General features: G+C 37.8%; 16 protein-coding genes and 1 riboswitch. Of the genes, 13 read left to right on the top strand and 3 right to left on the bottom strand.

All coding sequences use genetic code 11. From position 1 onward, the window contains the following. Positions 1–152: 152 nt before the first annotated feature. The 7 genes from BLR86_RS22405 to BLR86_RS22375 all read left to right on the top strand — a co-directional run bounded on the left by BLR86_RS22405 (position 153) and on the right by BLR86_RS22375 (position 5,925). On the top strand, positions 153–788 hold the full coding sequence (locus BLR86_RS22405) for a YczE/YyaS/YitT family protein (protein ID WP_090767028.1): 636 nt from the start codon (positions 153–155) through the stop codon (positions 786–788). A gap of 281 nt (positions 789–1,069) precedes the next feature. Continuing rightward, on the top strand, positions 1,070–1,390 hold the full coding sequence (locus BLR86_RS22400; RefSeq protein ID WP_090767025.1) for a PadR family transcriptional regulator: 321 nt from the start codon (positions 1,070–1,072) through the stop codon (positions 1,388–1,390). After that, positions 1,383–2,582, top strand: a complete 1,200-nt coding sequence (locus BLR86_RS22395) for a DUF2812 domain-containing protein (RefSeq protein WP_090767023.1) — start codon at positions 1,383–1,385, stop codon at positions 2,580–2,582. The genes BLR86_RS22400 and BLR86_RS22395 overlap by 8 nt, the downstream gene beginning before the upstream one ends. 442 nt (positions 2,583–3,024) lie before the next feature. Further along, entirely contained in the window at positions 3,025–3,975 is a 951-nt protein-coding gene (locus BLR86_RS22390) for an SGNH/GDSL hydrolase family protein (RefSeq protein ID WP_254782425.1), read from the top strand. 148 nt (positions 3,976–4,123) lie between these two features. After that, positions 4,124–4,333, top strand: coding sequence for a hypothetical protein (locus BLR86_RS22385; RefSeq protein WP_090767020.1), 210 nt, complete (start codon positions 4,124–4,126; stop codon positions 4,331–4,333). A 243-nt stretch (positions 4,334–4,576) separates the two neighbouring features. Further along, positions 4,577–5,503 carry a DMT family transporter gene (locus BLR86_RS22380; RefSeq protein ID WP_090767017.1) on the top strand — a complete coding sequence of 309 codons (927 nt, stop codon included), beginning with the start codon at positions 4,577–4,579 and terminating at the stop codon, positions 5,501–5,503. Positions 5,504–5,724: 221 nt separating this feature from the next. Further along, positions 5,725–5,925, top strand: coding sequence for a cold-shock protein (locus BLR86_RS22375; protein WP_027322891.1), 201 nt, complete (start codon positions 5,725–5,727; stop codon positions 5,923–5,925). 446 nt (positions 5,926–6,371) lie between these two features. Here the strand turns inward: BLR86_RS22375 and BLR86_RS22370 are convergent, their stop codons facing one another. Further along, on the bottom strand, positions 6,372–6,851 hold the full coding sequence (locus BLR86_RS22370) for a hypothetical protein (RefSeq protein ID WP_090767012.1): 480 nt from the start codon (positions 6,849–6,851) through the stop codon (positions 6,372–6,374). After that, positions 6,848–7,060 (bottom strand): helix-turn-helix transcriptional regulator, encoded by a 213-nt coding sequence (locus tag BLR86_RS22365; protein WP_175493016.1) that lies wholly within the window; start codon positions 7,058–7,060, stop codon positions 6,848–6,850. The genes BLR86_RS22370 and BLR86_RS22365 overlap by 4 nt, the downstream gene beginning before the upstream one ends. A gap of 207 nt (positions 7,061–7,267) precedes the next feature. On the opposite strand from BLR86_RS22365, the gene BLR86_RS22360 reads away from it, so the two are divergent. From BLR86_RS22360 to BLR86_RS22340, 5 genes are all read left to right on the top strand, one after another. Then, positions 7,268–7,642 carry a DoxX family protein gene (locus BLR86_RS22360; protein ID WP_090767009.1) on the top strand — a complete coding sequence of 125 codons (375 nt, stop codon included), beginning with the start codon at positions 7,268–7,270 and terminating at the stop codon, positions 7,640–7,642. Positions 7,643–8,041: 399 nt separating this feature from the next. After that, complete coding sequence (locus tag BLR86_RS22355; RefSeq protein ID WP_090767007.1) at positions 8,042–10,795, top strand: ATP-binding protein; 2,754 nt, start codon at positions 8,042–8,044, stop codon at positions 10,793–10,795. Positions 10,796–10,798: 3 nt separating this feature from the next. Beyond that, on the top strand, positions 10,799–11,659 hold the full coding sequence (locus BLR86_RS22350) for a CheR family methyltransferase (RefSeq protein ID WP_302847248.1): 861 nt from the start codon (positions 10,799–10,801) through the stop codon (positions 11,657–11,659). Then, the gene (locus BLR86_RS22345) at positions 11,601–13,679 is read left to right on the top strand and encodes a PAS domain S-box protein (RefSeq protein ID WP_254782423.1); all 2,079 of its coding nucleotides are present in this window, start codon (positions 11,601–11,603) and stop codon (positions 13,677–13,679) included. The genes BLR86_RS22350 and BLR86_RS22345 overlap by 59 nt, the downstream gene beginning before the upstream one ends. A 38-nt stretch (positions 13,680–13,717) precedes the next feature. Further along, on the top strand, positions 13,718–14,659 hold the full coding sequence (locus tag BLR86_RS22340; RefSeq protein WP_090766999.1) for a sugar ABC transporter substrate-binding protein: 942 nt from the start codon (positions 13,718–13,720) through the stop codon (positions 14,657–14,659). Positions 14,660–14,887: 228 nt separating this feature from the next. On the opposite strand, the gene BLR86_RS22335 is transcribed toward BLR86_RS22340, so the two are convergent. After that, entirely contained in the window at positions 14,888–17,923 is a 3,036-nt protein-coding gene (locus BLR86_RS22335; protein ID WP_090766996.1) for an efflux RND transporter permease subunit, read from the bottom strand. 378 nt (positions 17,924–18,301) lie between these two features. Beyond that, positions 18,302–18,457, top strand: a riboswitch (cyclic di-AMP (ydaO/yuaA leader). Between the two features lie 114 nt (positions 18,458–18,571). Here BLR86_RS22335 and BLR86_RS22330 point away from each other — a divergent pair. Next, complete coding sequence (locus tag BLR86_RS22330) at positions 18,572–19,834, top strand: cation:dicarboxylate symporter family transporter (RefSeq protein ID WP_090766993.1); 1,263 nt, start codon at positions 18,572–18,574, stop codon at positions 19,832–19,834. The last annotated feature ends 75 nt before the right edge of the window (positions 19,835–19,909 follow it).

Genomic DNA, 19,909 nt, shown 5'->3' with positions numbered 1-19,909 from the left:
TATTGAAAACAAGTGCCAGGTACCTTCCATTTTTATGGTGGGTGCCTGTCACTTTTTTGCTCTATCTCTAGATTCCATATATTTTATATAATATTAGCTTCCTAGTTATGGTATAGTACCTAAGTGAAAATATAGTATTTAGAGGAGCAGTTATGAGAAAAGAATGGATTTGTCGCTGGACTTTTTTTATTTTTGGATTAATTGTATTCGGGTTGGGTATTGCCCTAACGGTTGAAGGCAAGTCAATAGGAATAGGTCCTTGGGATGTGTTTCACTATGGACTGTTTTTGCGAATCGGGCTATCAATCGGCACGTGGTCTATCATTATGGGCTTTTTATTATTAACAGTTTCCTCTATTGCAACGAAAAAGCTGCCTAAAATTGGTGCATTTTTAAATATGTTGTTGATTGGATTATTTACGGATTTTTTCCTCTGGCTATTGCCAAGTATCAATAGTGTAATAGGAGCTGTCATTTTCTTTACAATAGGTGCAATTCTCATGGGGGTTGCAACGGGTATTTATATGTCGGCTGAATTGGGTTCTGGACCTCGTGATGGAATCATGCTATTGATTATTGGAAAAACAGGCTGGAGTATTCAACGGGTTCGCAGTGGAATGGAAGTACTAGTACTCATACTTGGTTGGGCATTAGGAGGACCGGTTGGTATAGGGACCGTCATAATTGCCTTCCTATTAGGACCGGTTGTAGGAATTTCCTTACCGCAATCTAAAAAACTACTAAAGTCTTTAATCGAGGAAAAGGCAGATAATAAACTCCCGGTTTAATTCGAAGCTTCATTACAAAGGGCACAGAGTTTAATCTGCGCCTTTCAGAAGTAACAATTAATTGAAGTTCGGATCTTTTTTTAGAAATTCAGAGCCATTGTAGGCTCTTTTTTTGATGCAAAAAATCCGAAATTCTATTTTCTTTTTATTCTAGCGCCTAACCCTAGAATTTATATTTACAATACATAGGTTATCAAGTAGTATTATGTTATACGATATATCGCGATGCATAATATCGCGTTACATAATATTCTTAAAAAACCGAAAGAGGGATAAAAGCAATGGCATATAATGGGGGACCGATGACAGAAGCAATGTATTATGTATTACTAGCATTAATGCATCCCAACCATGGCTATCAGCTAATGCAGGCAATCACAGAAGTTTCGAATGGCAGAGTAATAATGGGGCCGGGGACACTTTACGGAGTACTCACACGAATGCAAAAAGACGGTCTAATTTCATTGGCGGAAGATGATGGCAGAAGGAAGACTTACCAAATTACCCCAGAAGGAGAACAAGCACTACGTATAGAGTTTGGTCGATTAAAAGCCATGATCCAAGATGGCAGCATTTTAGAGGAAGGTGATGAGAATGAATAAAACAGTTTACAAACTTCGGCCCAGTGATTATTGGCGAATCGGCGAGCATGAAAACTGGTTTGCGGACATGGCAGCTAAGGGATTCCATCTAAAAAAGATGGGGTTACAATTTGTCAAGTTTGTTAAAGGTGAGCCGAAAGAATTGAGGTACAGAATAGATGTATCAATAGAAAAGAAGATTACACCAGATCAAATCCAGATGTATGCGGAAAGTGGATGGGATTATGTGACAAGCAACAAATATTTTCACGTATTTTCATCACCCGTTGAGCGTAATGCAGCAGAGCTTCATACAGACCCTGCCGAGCAATCTTATACCTTAAAGGAACTGGACAAGAAATTAGCTTTTAATGCTGGTTTCGTTGCTGTCGCCATGATCTTAATGATCAGTATGTTGTTTGCTATTTGGTTTCTTGATGGAACACCTATCTTCGTTTTGGTTGAAGGGATGGCTATTCAACAAACGATTTTAGCCATCTTCCTTGGATATTCGGCCTATACTTCGTTACAGGCAGCCATATCCATTCGTGCTTTGCGAAAAAATCTTATTGAGGGAAAACAGATTGATCATCATGCTCCTTGGAAGAAGCACCACCGATTTAATTCGATTATCGCTTTTCTTTTTACAGTAGTGGTTGGATTGAGTGCAATAATTCCATTCGTACAGCTTGTAAAAATGGATACAAAAACATTGCCAGAGGCAAGTCTTGACTTACCGTTTGTCAGATTAGCAGATGTAGAGCAGAATCCTGCTTTGGTTCGAGTGGAATCTTCCGATACGAATGATGATGTTGATTGGGCTAACAGCTATACATACTATTGGAGTCCGTTTGCACCAATACATTATGAAACAGATGAAAACGGGGTGGTACCCGGAAAAATGTGGAAGGACGGGAGTGGCGAATACTCGCCAAGTATTCTTACAAGGGTTTATCAGCTAAGTATACCAAGTATGGCGGATCATCTAATTTCTGATTTAATAAAAAGATATAAATATGAATCTAGTGATGAAGATTTTGTTAAAACAAAGCATCCAACTTTTGATCTTTTGATTGTTCATGAGGAAGAGGCGATGAAAGAAGTATTTGCTTCTAAAGGAAAAGCCGTCATACATGTTCGTTATTATGGGTATGCAGATATCAATTCAATAATAGAGAACATAGAAAATAAGATTGAGTTAATCCTTGAATAATATTATCTAAACTGCTATTGGAATTTTGTCTAGTCAATGTCTCAAAAGATGCGATAATCATTGATGCGGGAAAGCGAGGAATTGCTTACCCGTTTTTTGCATTGTTTGAAAATTATTTTTCAAATTAATAACTATTCCTTAAATGTATAATTTACGATGGCGGTCCAATTGAAATTAAGCGATAAGGAAAAATGGGCTAGTCCCGGTGAACGGCTGCTTTAATGCAACCGGGACGACTGACTAGTCCATAAAAATATTATGTCAACTAATGATCAAGGAAAATAATTAAACTATCCAAAAAATTGGTAGATGAATAGCATTTTTTGTTTATTCTAAAATTTGTTGTCTATCGGATTGTTGCACTCCATGGTAAAATGAATAAACTATAGTACAAGAATGTTTTTTTATATAGTACTACTTTAATAATAGGTGTGATGGAATTTTGCAGAAAATAAAAACAGCTATATTTATTATTACTGGTTTCATCTTTCTGGGTGTATTTCTATTTGTATTTTTGCCAGACCATAATCAATCAGGACTGAAAAGTGTTGAGGCGATCGCTTCTGTTAACCAGGAAAAACTGAAAAATACAGTGGCTGCGCTTGAAAATGTAACCATTAAGGATGTACCAAAAGAAGCCGTTGAAAAGAATGAAAACTCAATAACCGAAGAAATTAAGGCTAAGGTTCGGGAAGTCGTAGAAGGTACCTTAGATTTATTTATAAAAGAACATAGGATTGTAGCTATCGGTGACTCTCTAACCGAAGGTGTCGGAGACGAATCAAAGAATGGTGGTTATGTGGGTATTCTCAATAACACATTTGAAGACAATAACCTAAATATCACGGTAGATAACTTCGGTAAAAAAGGTAACCGGTCAGATCAATTATTAAAGCGGTTGGAAAAAAAAGACATTGTAGCTGCCATTGAAAAGGCTGATATTGTTCTAGTTACCATTGGTGCGAATGATATTATGAAAGTATTAAAATCCAATTTTATGAACGTTACATTGGATCTTTTTGAAAAAGAAAAGGTGGAATATAGTAAACGATTAACTGCTATTATGGATAAAATTAATGAGATAAATCCAGAAACCCAAGTTTATTTGATAGGCTTTTATAATCCATTTGAACGGCACTTTGGTGAAATCAAAGAACTTGGCATGATTATCGACAATTGGAATGACACCGGAAAATCTCTTACAGAAGAATATGAGAATGTCAGGTATATTCCAACGATTGACCTCTTTAGTCAATCTACAATGGATTTATTGGCGGATGATGAATTCCACCCAAACATAACTGGATATAAACGAATGGCTCAGCGGGTTTTGGAATATATAAAAGATTCTAAAGAAGACACTAAGATGACGAATGCGGTTATTGATTCATAATTTCCATGATAGAAGGGTCTTTAATCTGTTTTATTGTGTGTAAGCTCATGCTATAATAAGAAACTTAGGATGATTACGACTTAAATTTGGAATTGAACGGATGCCTAGATAAGCCTCCGCTAGCGATAAAATATGGAGGTGTATGAGAATGAATAAACGATGGACAATTGGTAAAATTAAAGAATTTGTTGAGAACAACTCGGAAAGTAAGTTGCTAACGACAGAATATCACGGTTTTTCTCAAAAGTTACTTTTTGAATGTACGTGTGGTAGTCACTTTGAAAAAACATTTACAAAATTTAAAAATAATAACCAACGTAAATGTGACGCATGCGAACCGCCAAAAGCGTCACGCTAAACTGCGGGTAAGCTCGGACAGTTCAGATGGCTTTTTTCATAACACAATAAAAAAGTGTACAGGCCCCATCCATAAAATTGGATGGGACCTGTACACTTTTTTGTTTATTGATTCAGGTATAAGAAAGGACTGTTCTATTCGTACACAATTTGGGCATATGAATGGAAATAGGAGTTTCATGGACATGGATTATCTAGGATGCTATACAAGTAGTTATTTTCGAATGAATGGCAGGGGGGAAACATGGCGTCAAATACTTATTATTATCTAGGCTTGATTTTTGTATCCATTGTTTGGGGAATCAATTTTGGGATATCGCGGTGGGCAATGGAAGTGTTTCCCGCAGAGGTGTTTGTATTTCTTAGATTTGGACTGGCATTACCTGTATTATTTCTTATGTTAAAGTGGAAAGAAGGCAGTATGAAAGTAGAGAAACATGATTTGCTCAAACTAGCCTTTATTGGTTTCATTGGTATCACGGGGTTAGAAATTATGGTCATGTACTCGATTAAGTATACAACACTTGCGAATGCTTCTTTACTAAATGTTGCTCCATGGCCCATTTTTGCTGCTCTTTTTGCACCGTTATTTATTCGTGAAAAAATAACAGCCAGAGTGGCTACGGGAGGTTTAATCGCTTTAGTGGGGGTAACAATGATCATCCTTGGCGGAAAGGCTGGCTTTGATCTCGGTTCGGAGTATATGATAGGAAACTACATTGCTCTATCTATTAGTTTAATCGGTGCCTTATTTAATTTGGCCACCATGCCGCTGATGGAAAAATACTCTCCGCTTCGCGTGTCCACATGGTTCATCTTTTTTGGTACACTATTTTTATTTCCGATTACATTTGATAAATGGGGTACGATCCAGTGGGACAATCTATCTATCGTCACATGGGGAGCCGTTGTTTACAATGTGCTATTTTGCACAGTCATTGCCATTGTTATTTGGAATATATCGATGAAACACGTTGGTGCAGCGACAGCGAATTTCTTCCGTTATTTCGTTCCTGCAGCAGCTACAGTAGCAGGTGCGTTATTTTTTAAAGAACCGATTTGGGCAGCTCAGTTAGTTGGTGGAGTAGTCATTGTTTTTGGATTAGTTTGGATTGGAACGGAGAGAAAACAGACTCCACCCATAATTAACATCGTTAACTCCAAAAGATAGTAAAATTAGTTATAGATAGTAAGAGTGTCAGGAACTTTTTTAGACCATCAGAGAACCGTCCAAATGATCACTTGCAATTCCTTTTTAAAAGTGTTAAGCTTTAGAAGAATTATTTTTGTTCGGTGTAAAGGATAGTATAAGATTAACTTTTCGTCTTGATGATCACTGAGTTCAAGGATAGTAACACATTGTGTGTAAAACACACAGCTGGAGGAAACATAATGGAACAAGGTAAAGTAAAATGGTTTAACGCAGAAAAAGGTTTCGGATTTATCGAGCGCGAAGGCGGAGAAGACGTATTCGTTCATTTCTCAGCAATCCAAGGCGAAGGTTTCAAATCTTTAGACGAAGGCCAAGCAGTAACTTTTGACGTTGAGCAAGGTCAACGTGGAGCTCAAGCTGCTAACGTGCGTAAAGCTTAATAATGAACAAACAAAAGCAGGCTCTTTATAGAGTCTGTTTTTTTTTATACCATAGGTACCATGGCTTCGACCTCTTATTGAGGACAAAACCCTCATGCTGATGATGGAGATTAGTCCTCAAGACCGTCTATTGAGGACAAAACCCTCATGCTCATGATAGAGATTAGTCCTCAAGACCGCTTATTGAGGACAAAACCCTCATGCTGATGATGGAGATTAGTCCTCAAACTACCTCTAGGCTATTTTTGTGATTGATATAGAATATTATTCATTGTTCAATTAATTTACTATTAGAAAGCCCAATGGCTAGAAAATGCACTGCAAGGGCAAAAAGATAATCCTGTTGCTAATTATTACTTGGGCGATCTAATTATCGAAAAAAGGTATACTCTAAAGCCGTTATGGAAAATGGGAAGGTGACTAGAACATTTAAATTGAAAGACTTTTTAGGCTTTATATTTAACTTGCCATGTAATAGCATAGACAAGGATTTGACTAATCGGTAAAAGCAAAATGATTAGTACAGGATAATAAGGAATCATTTCTGCAACGAACGGATAGAGGACCATTAGTGCGGCAATAACAGGAAAGGAATAAAATAGGCTAATATAAGAAGCTCTGCAAGCCTTTGCGGTAACATCCTTTTCACGCTCATCACTTTCTTCTATTTCGGTAGGCAGCCATGTTGATTTTTTATAACCTAGATGATTATTCCTTTTTTGCCACCGATGGACAACTAACATAACCACACCAAGTAAAATTAATCCGAATAATGGCAGCATATTAGCTTCAGCCGACCAAGAAGAACTTTCTGTATCACCGATCATTTCAGCAAATACACTACTCATCCCGTACAATTCAACAAGAGTCCAACCAAATAAGATGACAGTTGCTATTGAGCTACCTATTCCCCATAATACTTTCACTTCTGTTCCTCCTCATCAAATAAAAAAATGTCCTCAATGCTTAATCCAAACACTCTGGAAATCTTCCATGCTAGTAGGAGAGAGGGACTATAGCTTCCTTTTTCTAGCGCAACAATGGTTTGTCTCGTGATTTGTACAAGATCAGCAAGCTCTCCTTGAGTAAGGCGGTGTTTTGCCCTTAATTCTTTAACGCGATTTTGAATTTCCATAAATCACCATCCTCTCCAATATTATTGTAAAGTAAACCATTCATTTTGTAAAGTATAATATACATTATTGACAAATGCTTATCCAGGTTCTACGAAAAAAGCGTACAGTTTCTACAAAAATAAGTATAGAAAAGAGGGAATATTCTTTAAATAAAATGTATATATATACAGTGCAAGTAACTAACCTAATGAAAGGATGATGTCTGAATGGATTGGCTATGGCTGGTTGGTCGGGCAGTTTTTGGTCTTTATTTTGTTTATTCTGGTCTTAATCATTTCATCCAATTTCAAGGTTTAAAGCAGTATGCCTCTTATAAAGGGGTCCCAGCACCTGGTTTATCTGTAGTCGTAACAGGATTAATGCTCCTAGCGGGAGGATTAAGTATCCTTACGGCATATTGGGTTGAATGGGGTCTTTATTTATTAGTGGTATTCCTAGTGGTTACAGCTTTTATGATGCATAATTTCTGGAAGGTTGAGGATCAGACGGCAAAAGCAGGCGAGCAGAGTCAATTCCTTAAGAACCTTGCATTAGCAGCAGCAGCTTTAATGTTACTCTCCATCACAAATTGGACTTGGTAATTAATATAAGCAAAAAGGTAAATTGTTGTTCGAGTAACGGGTACCCTTTAAGGGTGTGAAACACTAAATAGCAACGTAAATAGGGTACAGAATCGCAAAGATTCCTGTACCCTATTTTTAATTTTATTTATCGTGTTTTTTTTCGATGAAATTTGTTTATTTAACGCCAATTACGTTGGATGTATGTCCGATTTTATGAATGGTTAGTTTTTCCAATTGAAAATTTATAACTTACTAAAATAACATATGGACGATAATAAGGACTTTAAAGTATGATTAAAAGTGGGAAAATTTTTACTAGTTTATCTATTTAAGAACTCCACAGGGACGGTTCACTTGGTTCAAGTTAGCAAAAAACAGACCAAAAGAACCGTCTCCTTGGTCCAATTAGGAGGATTTATGAGATTTCGAACGAAGCTTTATTTGAGCATAGGATCATTACTTTTGTTCATTACGTTTATCGTTATGCTACTTATGAACATGCTTGAACAATCCACGGTTAAAATGAACGTTGTGATTATTGATATTAATGAGAGAATCGAAATTGCTACCACGATTAAAGATGAGACGTTAACAATATCAAAAGAAATAAATACCATATTGAATGATCATGGAGAGGCAATTCATTCAGACTCGTTGAATGCATGGGAAAATTCAAATTCAAAATTACAAGTTGCGATTAACTCACTCGAGAAAAAGGACACCCAAGAGAAATCTCAAGAACTCATAGGTAAAATAAAAATCTTACATGAATCTTATCGAAAAATGGGTCAGCAAGCGTTAATGGATAGAAAAATCAATCCTAACGTAGAACTTACCCCGGCTTTTTGGACTGAATTTGAACAATTCAATCAAAGAATGATTCAAATGGCAGAACTGCTTCATGGTTTACAGGAACAAGAGATGAAAAATGAACTGTTACGTTCCAAAGATACCTATAATTGGGCAGTTGAAAATATCTATATTTTCCTTGTGATCGGCTTACTCATCGGTATAGGTTTTGCCATATGGATCATAAAAAGCACAAGCAACAATCTTAACAAGGTAACAGACGTAATGAAACAAGCAACGGCAAGTGATTTTGATACATTACCACGTATTGAAATTAAATCACAAGGAGAACTGAGTGAAATTGCAGTGGCCTTTAATAAAATGGCCAACGCACTTGAGAAACATAGTAGAATCGAGAAACAAGTAAAAGAAGAAGCAGAAGAGCTGAGTTGGCTGAATACAAACATTGCTGAAATTGCAACATTGTATCCGGAAATGGAAAATGTACAGATGCTAGCGACTATGCTAATCACAAAGCTAGTACCTATGGTAGGAGCGAGCCATGGCGTCTTCTATTTAAAGGAAGTTGAAAAAAGTGACCAGTATTTAACAAGAATATCTTCCTTTGCCTCTTTAGCTTTCGAGGACGAACGAAAGCAATTTCGTTTAGGACAGGGATTAATTGGGCAATGTGCACTTTTAAAGCGCCCCATCCATTTAAATCAGGTTCCCGATGATTATCTAAAAATCGGTTCAGGTCTGGGAGAAGCTTCCCCTAAAACGATTATGATTTTACCAGTATTAGTTAAGGACCAAGTACTTGCGGTGATTGAAATTGCCTCTTTTGAGACGTTTACCCCATTACAAATAAAGCTACTTGAAGAAGTGAATAACAATTTAGGCATTAAGATCAATAGTATTATGGATCACATGAAAGTAGAACAATTATTGCAAGAATCACAAGCCCTGACAGAAGAACTACAAGCCCAATCAGAGGAGCTCCAGATGCAGCAAGAGGAGTTAAGGACGACAAATGAAAAACTAGAGGAACAGTATGAAGCGTCTAAACAAAGGAACGTTGAAATACAAGAGGTCAGTGCGGCACTTGAAGAAAAAGCACAACAGTTGCTGCTTAGTTCTAAATATAAAACTGAGTTTCTAGCAAATATGTCTCATGAACTAAGAACACCTCTGAATAGTTTGCTCATTCTAGCACAGATCCTCTCTGAAAATGGGGAAGGGAATCTGACCGGTAACCAACAGGAATACATTCAAACCATTTACGCTTCCGGAAATGATTTATTGAACTTAATCAATGATATTTTAGATTTGGCAAAAGTAGAGTCTGGAAAACTAGATGTGATTTCAAAAGAAGTAGAACTTAATGAAGTAAGAGATTTTATTTATCATCAATTCTTACCGATTGCAAATCAGAAGAAGGTTCATTTTACAATCGAAATGGAAAGAGAATTACCAAAGACTTTCTTTACGGATGAACAACGACTGCAGCAAATCTTAAAAAATCTCCTTTCCAATGCGTTTAAATTTACGGAAAGCGGCAGTGTCACCTTACAAATCCGTAAGGTCATGAAAAACAGTACGATGAATATGGGAGAAGAACATCATGCTGAACAGATACTTGCTTTTTCCGTTAGTGATACAGGCATTGGCATCGAAAAAGAAAAACATGAGACGATTTTTGATGCCTTTAAACAAGCAGATGGTACGACAAGCCGGAAATATGGCGGTACGGGATTAGGTCTGTCGATTTGCCGGGAACTTGCTCATTTATTAGGCGGGTTTATAGAAGTTTCAAGTGAAATTGGTAAAGGGAGTACATTTACGTTATATTTGCCACACGTGCAAATGAATAACAAAATAGTGCAACTATCTACGGCTCGAACGGAAGCAGCGGTAAGTTTGGAAGCGAACTATTTAGTGAACACAAATAATCAAGTTATAAAGGAAGAGACCATGATCACACATGGGAAATCGATCCTGAAAAACAAGAAAATTCTTATCGTCGATGATGATATTCGTAATGTATATGCCTTAACAATTGCTCTTGAGAACTATAATATGGAGATCCTGGTTGCGGAAAATGGCAGGGAAGCGCTGGAGGTTTTAAAGGATCATCCTACTACCGACCTGATTTTAATGGATATTATGATGCCGGAGATGGATGGATTTGAGGCAATCCAACATATTCGTAAGATAAGCATATTTGAAACCATACCGATCATCGCCCTTACTGCAAAGGCGATGAAACACAGCAGAGAAGAATGCCTGGAGGCAGGTGCTACCGATTATATTAGTAAGCCGATTAACTTGGACCAGCTGTTCTCATTAATGCAAGTTTGGCTGTTCACGAAGGAGGGGTAAAAAATCGCACAGGTAAAACCACATGAATCTCGTAATCTAGTTCAGCTAGAAGAAATCGAGAGAATTGAAATCGATTTATTACTTGAGGCTGTGTTTCGATATTATGGGTATGATTTTAGAAACTACGCCTTTCCATTTCTCCAAAGGAGGATTAACCATCGTGTTCAGCTTGAGAGACTTTCAAGTATATCGGCTCTTCAGGAAAAAATTCTTCGTGAACCTGGTGTAATGGCAAGTATACTTTCCGACTTTTCAATCAATGTTACCGAGATGTTTCGAGATCCAAGCTTTTTTAAGAGTATCCGGACAAAGGTGGTCCCTTTAATTAAGGATTATCCTTCGATTAAAATTTGGCATGTTGGATGTTCTTCAGGTGAGGAAGTGTATTCAATGGCGATACTTCTGCAGGAAGAAGGAATCTACGATAAAACAAGAATCTATGCAACCGATTTAAATAAGAATATTCTCGAAAAAGCAAAACAGGGAACCTTCCCTTTAGAAGGGATGAAGCTCTATACCAAAAATTATATTGAAGCAGGAGGGAAACAGGCTTTTTCTGAATATTATCAAGCTATTGATGATAAGGTTTGTTTCCACCCATTTCTTCAGAAAAATATGGTTTTTGCCCAGCATAATGTTGTATCCGATCATTCATTTAACGAGTTTGATTTGATAATATGCCGAAATGTTCTTATTTATTTTAATAAAAACCTTCAAAATGATGTTCATCAATTAATATATGAAAGCCTAAGCACCTCAGGTTTTCTTGGCTTAGGGAAAAGAGAGGGGGTTAAATTTACACGTTATGAAGACTGTTACGGAGAATTTGATGGACCCGAAAGGCTCTATCGTAAACTTAAGTAGTACACCTACTCAAAAGGTGAATATTTTAATGGTGGATGATCATCCAGAAAACCTTTTGGCATTAGAAGCAGTGCTCACTTCACCAAACTACAATCTTATTAGCGCCCATTCAGGTAAAGAAGCGTTAAAATGCATGCTTCAACATGATTTTGCGGTGATTTTGCTAGACGTTCAAATGCCGGGGCTTAATGGCTTCGATACTGCCAAGCTTATAAAGGCGAGAGAAAAAACAAAAAATATCCCTATTATTTTTATTACAGCGATTAGTCAAGATATGGAACATGTTCATCAAGGATACTCTGTAGGTGCGATCGATTATATTTTTAAACCCTTTCAGCCGGAAACATTGAAAAAGAAAATTGAGCAGTTTGTCAAAATCCATCAAATTCATAAAGAAACGATTATTCAAACGGATCTAGGACATTTGCTTGAACTGAATAAAGTCAACAAAAAGTTGGACAGAACCACCTTAAATTTACGTCGAACAGAGGCATTATCAAGAGCCATAAGTGAAACGATAACCGATACCATTGTCACGTTTGATCATCAAGGGTCAATTCTTTCTGTAAATCCGGCCGCAAGGAGCATGTTTGGCTACCAGGCAAAGGAATTGTTGGAGCAACACATTCTGAAACTTTTTCCTGAATGGGAGGATGAAGTGTTATGTGACTCGTCACTCTCACTCTCACTCTTACTCCAATCTACGCTTAGACAATCGGTAGGAAAGATCATTGAAGTAGTTGCTCGTCGAAAGGATAATAGCTGCTTCTACGCGGACCTGTTAATTGCATCCACCATCATTGAGGATGAACAGATTTTTGTTTGTACGATACGTGATGTAACAGAAAGAAAACAAATAGAAGAAGTGAAAAGACAGAGATTTACGAATTTGGAACAAATCGTCGAAGAGCGGACGCTTGAGCTGACCAATTCAAATATAAAACTGCAAAAAGAAATTGATGAACGAAAAAGAATGGCTGACCACCTGTTCCACACCCAAGAGAGGTTTCGAAAAATCTTTGAATCTAGCCCTTGCTTAATGGCGATTTTATCACAGAGGGATTTAACTTTTATGGAAGTAAATACCAGTTGGACAAACTATATAGGTTATAGCTGTGATGAATTGATCCATCAAAGAATAAATTGTAAGCATTTTATTAATGAAGCGAACGAGACGATTATTGATTTAACGAAAAAGATTAGAAACAAGAAAATCAGGTATGAAACGAAGAACGGGGAATTTAGATCAGGGTTATTATCTACTGAGTTGATTGATATCCAGTCCGAACCATGTATGCTGGTTGTTCTGACCGATATTACGGACAGGGTACATCTCGAGAATGAAATGTATCGGCTAGACCGATTAAATTTAATCGGCGAGATGGCAGCAGGTATTGCCCATGAAATTAGAAACCCGATGACAACCGTTCAAGGTTTTTTACAATTATCAAGGAATAAAGTCGACAATTTATCTACTGATATCGTTGATTTAATGTTAGAGGAATTGTACAGGGCAAACTCGATAATCACAGAATTTTTGAATCTAGCTAAAAATAAAATCAGTGTCAAAAAGAAGCAAAACTTGAACGCTATAATTGAGGCTTTATCTCCTCTTATTCAAGCGGAAGCATTCCGTTCGAATAAACAGATGAAGCTTGAATTAGGAGAATGTCCTGACATCTCCCTGGATGAGAAAGAAATTCGCCAGCTCATCTTGAATATTGCCTTAAATGGATTAGATGCGATGACTTCTAATGGAAGTTTGACGATTAAAACCTATAAAGACAAAGAGACAGTTGTCCTGCAAATAAAAGATGAAGGCCAGGGAATCAGCCCAGAGGTATTATCAAAATTAGGGACACCTTTCTTTACCACAAAGGAAACAGGGACAGGTTTGGGGTTAGCCATTTGTTACAGTGTAGCAAAACGGCATGATGCCCAAATTGAAATTGAAACAAGTGAAAAAGGGACCACTTTCTCTGCCCGATTCCAGCTCATTCCCAGCTTAACCAACGCTTAGGTTCATCTACAACACGAAAAGAGAGGGGGAAGGATGCCGTGTTAAAGAAAGTGAAAGTTATTTTGGTTGTTAGTGCTGTCATTTCTGTCATGGTTCTAGGTTTTATATCCGTAACACTAGCTGATAAAAAGCCTACTGTGGTCGTTGTGTTAAAAGAAGGAGACTCCCAATATTGGAGAATTATGAGAGCTGGAATGGAAAAAGGGTTTAAAGACTTTGACATCGATGGTAAGGTGATGGTTCCTAGTGAATCAACAACGCAAGGACAGGCAGATTTATTAATAAAGACGTACAAAGAAAAGCCGGATGTTATCATTACGGCACCAATTGGATCATCTTTAAGCCCAACATTAGAATCCTTTACGGATGTTCCAATTTTACTGGTAAATAATGATATTCCAGTGAAAAACAAAACAGCGTACATCGGAACCAATAATCTCGAATTAGGTAAAAAAGCGGGAGCATTTTTAGCCTCGCAACTGCAACCAGGGAATAAGATTGCCATTCTCGGAGGAGAATTGTCTAATTCCGTATTTAGGGAGCGGATCGAGGGCGCTAAAATTTCTTTACAAAATGCAGGGATCAAAATCGCCTATTTAAAAACAGGGATTCCGAATGACACCAAAACGATTCAAAGTGTGATAAAAAAGCTTATACGCGACCAGCCTGATATTAAGGGTGTCATGACCACGCATGACACAATCGCGTTACCGGTCATCCAGGAGTTAAAGGGGCAAGGACTCCTGATTCCTGTCATTGGGCCGGATGGACTTACCGAAATGGTGGAGTTAATTGCAGATGAAACCATTCCTGGGACCGTGGGCCAAAACCCTTATGATATGGGATATTTAAGCGTTGAAACCGCCATGAGAGTGATAAAAGGAGAAAATGTAGAAAAATTCGTCGACAGTGGTGTAGATATTATCATAAAAGAGAATTCACAACATAGATTAAATTTTTATGAGAAAATATTGAAGTAAGATCCTATTGCCATATTAATAAAAAGTTTTCTTAATTAGAGAATGGAAAAGCCAATGATTGTGTTGGAATCATTGGCTTTTCTCGTGGTTTAGGAAACTATAAAATCCATAGACTTGTGGATAACTATTCAATAAAATGTTCGTTTATCGTTATCAGATATCTAGGAGGCACCATGGGAAGATCAAATGTAAAGTGCAACAACCGGCATCAAAAAGCTGCCTGCTTTTTTACATCTGAATCGGTTGGTCAGTTGATTCTGCCATTCTTTGTTTCTTTGATTTTTTAAAATACAATAATTCGTATACGCATGGGATGACGATCAATGTTAACAGTGTAGCGAGAGCCAGACCACCAATAACGACAACTGCTAAGCTTTGAGAAACCAAGCTGCCGGTCTGAGACGCTTTAAACAACAGTGGAATCATCGCACAGATCGTTGCGATGGCGGTCATCATAATCGGACGCATTCTCGTAGCCGTCGCTTCCACTAGTGCTTCGCGAATCGTCATTTTTTCTTCATTTTGTCTAACACGGTCAATCAGAACAATCGCATTGGTGACGACAATTCCAATCAGCATCAGCGCTCCAAGCAGGGCAGTGATATCAACGGATATCCGGCTGATTAAAATACCTAAAATCGCACCGATGGCTGCTAGCGGCAGGGAAGTCAAGATTGCGATGGGCGCCTTAATTGACTTAAACGTGATAACCATAATTAAGAACACAATTCCGATGGAAACAAGCATCGTTAAGAATAAATCGGTAAAGTCCTCCATCTGTTGGGCACTTGCTCCGCCAACGAGAACGTCGACATCCTCTGGAAGGTCCATTCCTTTATTGCCACCATTTTGATCTCCGAATAATTCTACATTAATCTTGGTCGAAATATCAGAGAGCTTAGCAGGATCGACGGATGCTATGACGCGTAGGTACGTTTCTCCGTCCTTATGGAATTGGCTAGTCGAGCTCTCAGCCTTTTGTAATGTTGCTATCTCCGATACGGGTACCATTCCGCTTTCGGTCATTATCGGAATTTTTTTCAAATCGTCTTGTGTTTTCGTATTAAGTAAAGGTTCAAGGACCACCATGGTTTGTTTTTCATTTACCGAAATCGTTCCAAGCGGGGTTTGATTTAGCATGACCCCAAGCTGCTGGGCAATTTGTTGTGTATTCCCTTTTGCAGGATCAACGACAAGCGAGTAGACGGTTTTCTTTTCATCTTGATTCGATGTTACTTTTTCAACCCCGTCAATATCTGATATTTTCTCTTTAATCGAGTCTGCTGTTTTTTCCAGTTGATTGATATCCTCACCAATCACATCAATGGTAATATTGGTTCCGGAACCACCCATCATAAACGAAGCCGAGGCGACTTCTAATACAGCATCCTTATAGTCATCCTTTTTCTTTTCAATTTCTTTTAAAACCTTATCGGTATCGGCTTTATCTTTTAATAGGATACTGATGACCGCTTCGGTTGGAGAACCAATTTCGCCAAATTGAGCGAAATCAGCCGAAGAACCGACTTGGTTAAAAACATATTCAACCTCATCCATGTCAGTGATCGAATTTTCAAGCTCGAGTGCCTTTTCTTTGACTGTTTCAAAAGGCGTTTCATTTGGATATTTCAAGGTGGCGGAGACAAAGTCAGCAGAAGAATTGTCAACGGCACCCTTCGGTACGATAAAGTATGCACCGATCGATCCGACAAACAAAAGGATACTAATCGTAAAGACAACCCATTTATGATTTAATGACCATTTGACAGCTTTTGGAAAAAGCACTGCCGGTTTATGTTCTGGAAGTTTAGTATTTTTCAACAAACCAGCACTCATTAACGGTACCAATGTTAATGCAACCAACAGCGAGGCCAATAGTGAATAGGTAACGGTTAAGGCGAAAGGTAACAGGAATTCCCGAAGTCCACCGTTCAATAAACTCATGGGCAGGAAAACTGCGACCGTTGTTAATGTGGAGGCCGTAATCGCAACACCAACTTGCTTGGTTGCATCAATCACCATTTGAACCGAAAATTTCTCTGTTTGCATTTTGCGGTAAATATTTTCAATGACAACGATACTGTCATCGACAAGCCGCCCAACCGCAACCGCAACACCGCCGAGTGTTAAAATATTTAACGTTACCCCAGAACGTGATAGTAAGAACAAGGTAAAACAAAGTGACAGCGGGATGGATACAATCGTAATAAACGTCGTTCGGATATTACGTAAAAAGATCATAATGACAATCGTAGCAAATAAAGCACCAAGAAGGACTTCTTTCATCATCGTTTGGACCGATGTTTCAACCATATCCGCTGAGGCCACATAGATCGTCGATTCTTGTGTATCGAATTTTTTGTTAATTTCCTTTGTTACTTTTTCGATTTCTTTGCTAATGGTGACAGCATTCGAATTGCTGTCCTTCGTAATACTGATGCTTAATGCTTCTTTTCCGTCGAACCGATTAAGAAAATTAGAGTGTGTGGTTTCTTCAATCGATGAGACATTCTCAAGCGTAACATTTGGTGCTACTGGAAGATTTTTTAGTTTTTCAAGACTGGATACGTCGCCAATCACCTTTATATTGCTTGTTTTTCCATCAATATTCTTTTCGCCAATAGCAAGTGCGGTATTTTGACCTTGAAGAATTCCCAGCACCGTCTGAAGGGATACTTGGTTTTCAGCTAACTTTTGATTATCGATTTTTACTGAGATAACAGGGTTAACTAAGCCATAGGTTTGAACTTGAGAAACTCCGTCAATTCCTTTGTATAACGGCTCAATTTTTTCTCTTACCAATTCCAGGTTTTCTGCCGTGAGGCCATCTTTAAAGGTGACAGCGATGTTAGAGATGGGAATCATGGATGTATTTAGCTGTGAAATAATTGGCTTTGAAATGTAGGCTGGGAGCGCCACCTGGGTTAATGCCTCTTGAACATCTACTTTTGCCTGCTTCATGTCTGAGCCAGCTTCAAAAAATAAATCAACCTTTGAAAAGCCGTCTCCCGTTGAGCTATAGATCGAATTTTTCCCTTTAATTCCGCTAACTGCCCGTTCAATAGGAGAAGTGACATCACTTTCCATTGTTTTTGAATCGGCTCCTTGGCCCATAGTAATAATCGTTACTTGCGGATTGTCTGCGGAAGGCAAGAACTCCATCGGTAAGCGAAAATAGCTAACGACCCCAATAATTAGTATTAATATCGTCATTAATGACACAGCGGCTTTGTTTCGAAAAGCCCATTTTGTAAAAACTGACATAAGTATATTTCCCCCTTTGAATCGTATAAATCCAGGTAAAATCTTAACACATTTTTGTAAATTTTAGGTAACATTTACCATTAATTTTCAAACTCTTAATAAAGTTCGATAATGAATTTGGATCAACACCGCCTTTTTGCGAATAGAATTATTGATGAACACGTCTTCCTCGTTCCTGCTACCTAAATATCCCATAATTGCCTTGTTTTGAGGAGACTGAATTTTCTCTACGACTTAAGTCTTAGTGAATCTAGTGGGTGTGATTGGAGTGAAGCTCAGTCCATTCGTTCACGATAGCAGATGAAGAAACCGCCCCATGGTCATTTAAAGTAAACTGGAAGCAATAAATTGTTTACTAATATAGTATTTTGATATAAAATTTATTTTGCGCTTAATCTTTTTTTAGAGCGGGGGACCCAAATTTTCTATGCGGATATTTTCGCCGCTATTGGTGAATTCTTAAAATGAAGGGGCTTATCGTTTCCCATAGTCCTAACCTGAAAGCTAACCTCGTATGCGATTGAGAGGAAACAAAATGATAGGAAAATGATTCAGCATAAGCCGTTTTTTTGTGTTAAATATCGTTCTATTTGTTTCCCTTACCTGAGAAATTCGGTTATTAAAATCAACAGGGAGGTAGGGTTATTTATGAAAAAAATTAAATCAAGTTTAGCAACTCAGATTCTTATCGGTCTACTTTTAGGTATTATTGTCGGTGGGATCTTCTATGGAAGTGAAACGGCACAGGGTGTGTTACAGCCATTTGGAGATCTTTTTATCCGATTAATTAAAATGATAGTAGTGCCAATTGTGCTTTCTAGTATTATCGTTGCGATAGCTGGTGTTGGTGATTTGAAATCTGTTGGTAAGTTAGGTGCTAAATCACTTACTTATTTTATCGCAATGACATTGATCGCAATCGCTGTCGGACTTATATCTGCCAATATATTTCAGCCTGGTGCAGGAATCAATATGGACAGACTAGAGCAAACTGATATTTCAGGCTATGTACACACATCAGAAGAACAAGAAGGTAAATCAATTACTGATACATTACTTCATATTGTTCCTACAAATCCGATTAAAGCCATGGTTGAAGGCGATATGCTAGCGATTATTTTCTTTGCCGTTGTATTCGGTCTTGGAATTGCAGCCATTGGAGAAAAAGGAAAACCGGTTTTGCGTTTCTTTGAAGGTATGGCAAATGCAATGTTTTATGTGACGAACTTATTTATGAAATATGCCCCAATCGGTGTCTTTGCATTAATCGGTGTAACCATTTCTAAATATGGTTTTGCATCACTTCTCCCATTAGGTAAGCTAGCCCTTACGGTTTATGGAACGATGTTTTTCTTCGTATTTGTTGTTCTCGGCTTGATGGGCAAATTCGTTGGGTTCAGTATCTTTAAATTAATAAAGATGATAAAAGAAGAGTTAATCTTAGCTTTTTCAACAGCAAGTTCGGAAACCGTACTTCCAAAAATTATGGACAAAATGGAGCGAGCAGGAAGTCCAAAACACATTGCGACTTTCGTTATTCCAACAGGCTACTCTTTTAATTTGGATGGTTCTGTTTTATATCAAGCAATCGCATCCTTATTTATTGCCCAAATGTATGGCATTGAACTGAGCATTGTTCAACAAATTACACTCATGTTAGTCTTGATGGTCACGTCTAAAGGTATGGCGGGAGTACCTGGTGTATCTTTTGTGGTTCTGTTAGCTACCTTTAGTACAATGGGTTTACCTGCTGAAGGATTAGCATTTATTGCTGGTATTGACCGTATTCTAGATATGGGACGTACTGTCGTTAACGTGGTTGGAAATTCACTGGCAGCGATTGTTGTCGCAAAATGGGAAGGTCAATTTTCCCCACCCATTGAAGTCGAAAACATTAAAAAAGCTTCATAATATATAACATGTCCATTTGGTCAATTTCTATTATGTAGACTTTCAACTTTTATTGTTGGAGGTCTTTTTCTTTTT

The sequence above is a fragment of the Bacillus sp. OK048 genome (genome assembly GCF_900103525.1).
In the GTDB taxonomy this organism is placed as follows: Bacteria; Bacillota; Bacilli; order Bacillales; family Cytobacillaceae; genus Neobacillus.
This window is presented reverse-complemented; position numbering and strand designations above follow the sequence as displayed.

Bases quoted from the DNA above. Each gene is read 5' to 3' on its own strand.
- BLR86_RS22355 (WP_090767007.1), top strand. From the start codon at position 8,042: ATGAGATTTCGAACGAAGCTTTATTTGAGCATAGGATCATTACTTTTG.
- BLR86_RS22405 (WP_090767028.1), top strand. From the start codon at position 153: ATGAGAAAAGAATGGATTTGTCGCTGGACTTTTTTTATTTTTGGATTA.
- BLR86_RS22395 (WP_090767023.1), top strand. From the start codon at position 1,383: ATGAATAAAACAGTTTACAAACTTCGGCCCAGTGATTATTGGCGAATC.
- BLR86_RS22330 (WP_090766993.1), top strand. From the start codon at position 18,572: ATGAAAAAAATTAAATCAAGTTTAGCAACTCAGATTCTTATCGGTCTA.
- BLR86_RS22345 (WP_254782423.1), top strand. From the start codon at position 11,601: ATGAAGACTGTTACGGAGAATTTGATGGACCCGAAAGGCTCTATCGTA.
- BLR86_RS22380 (WP_090767017.1), top strand. From the start codon at position 4,577: ATGGCGTCAAATACTTATTATTATCTAGGCTTGATTTTTGTATCCATT.
- BLR86_RS22375 (WP_027322891.1), top strand. From the start codon at position 5,725: ATGGAACAAGGTAAAGTAAAATGGTTTAACGCAGAAAAAGGTTTCGGA.
- BLR86_RS22400 (WP_090767025.1), top strand. From the start codon at position 1,070: ATGGCATATAATGGGGGACCGATGACAGAAGCAATGTATTATGTATTA.
- BLR86_RS22360 (WP_090767009.1), top strand. From the start codon at position 7,268: ATGGATTGGCTATGGCTGGTTGGTCGGGCAGTTTTTGGTCTTTATTTT.
- BLR86_RS22385 (WP_090767020.1), top strand. From the start codon at position 4,124: ATGAATAAACGATGGACAATTGGTAAAATTAAAGAATTTGTTGAGAAC.
- BLR86_RS22365 (WP_175493016.1), bottom strand. From the start codon at position 7,060: ATGGAAATTCAAAATCGCGTTAAAGAATTAAGGGCAAAACACCGCCTT.
- BLR86_RS22335 (WP_090766996.1), bottom strand. From the start codon at position 17,923: ATGTCAGTTTTTACAAAATGGGCTTTTCGAAACAAAGCCGCTGTGTCA.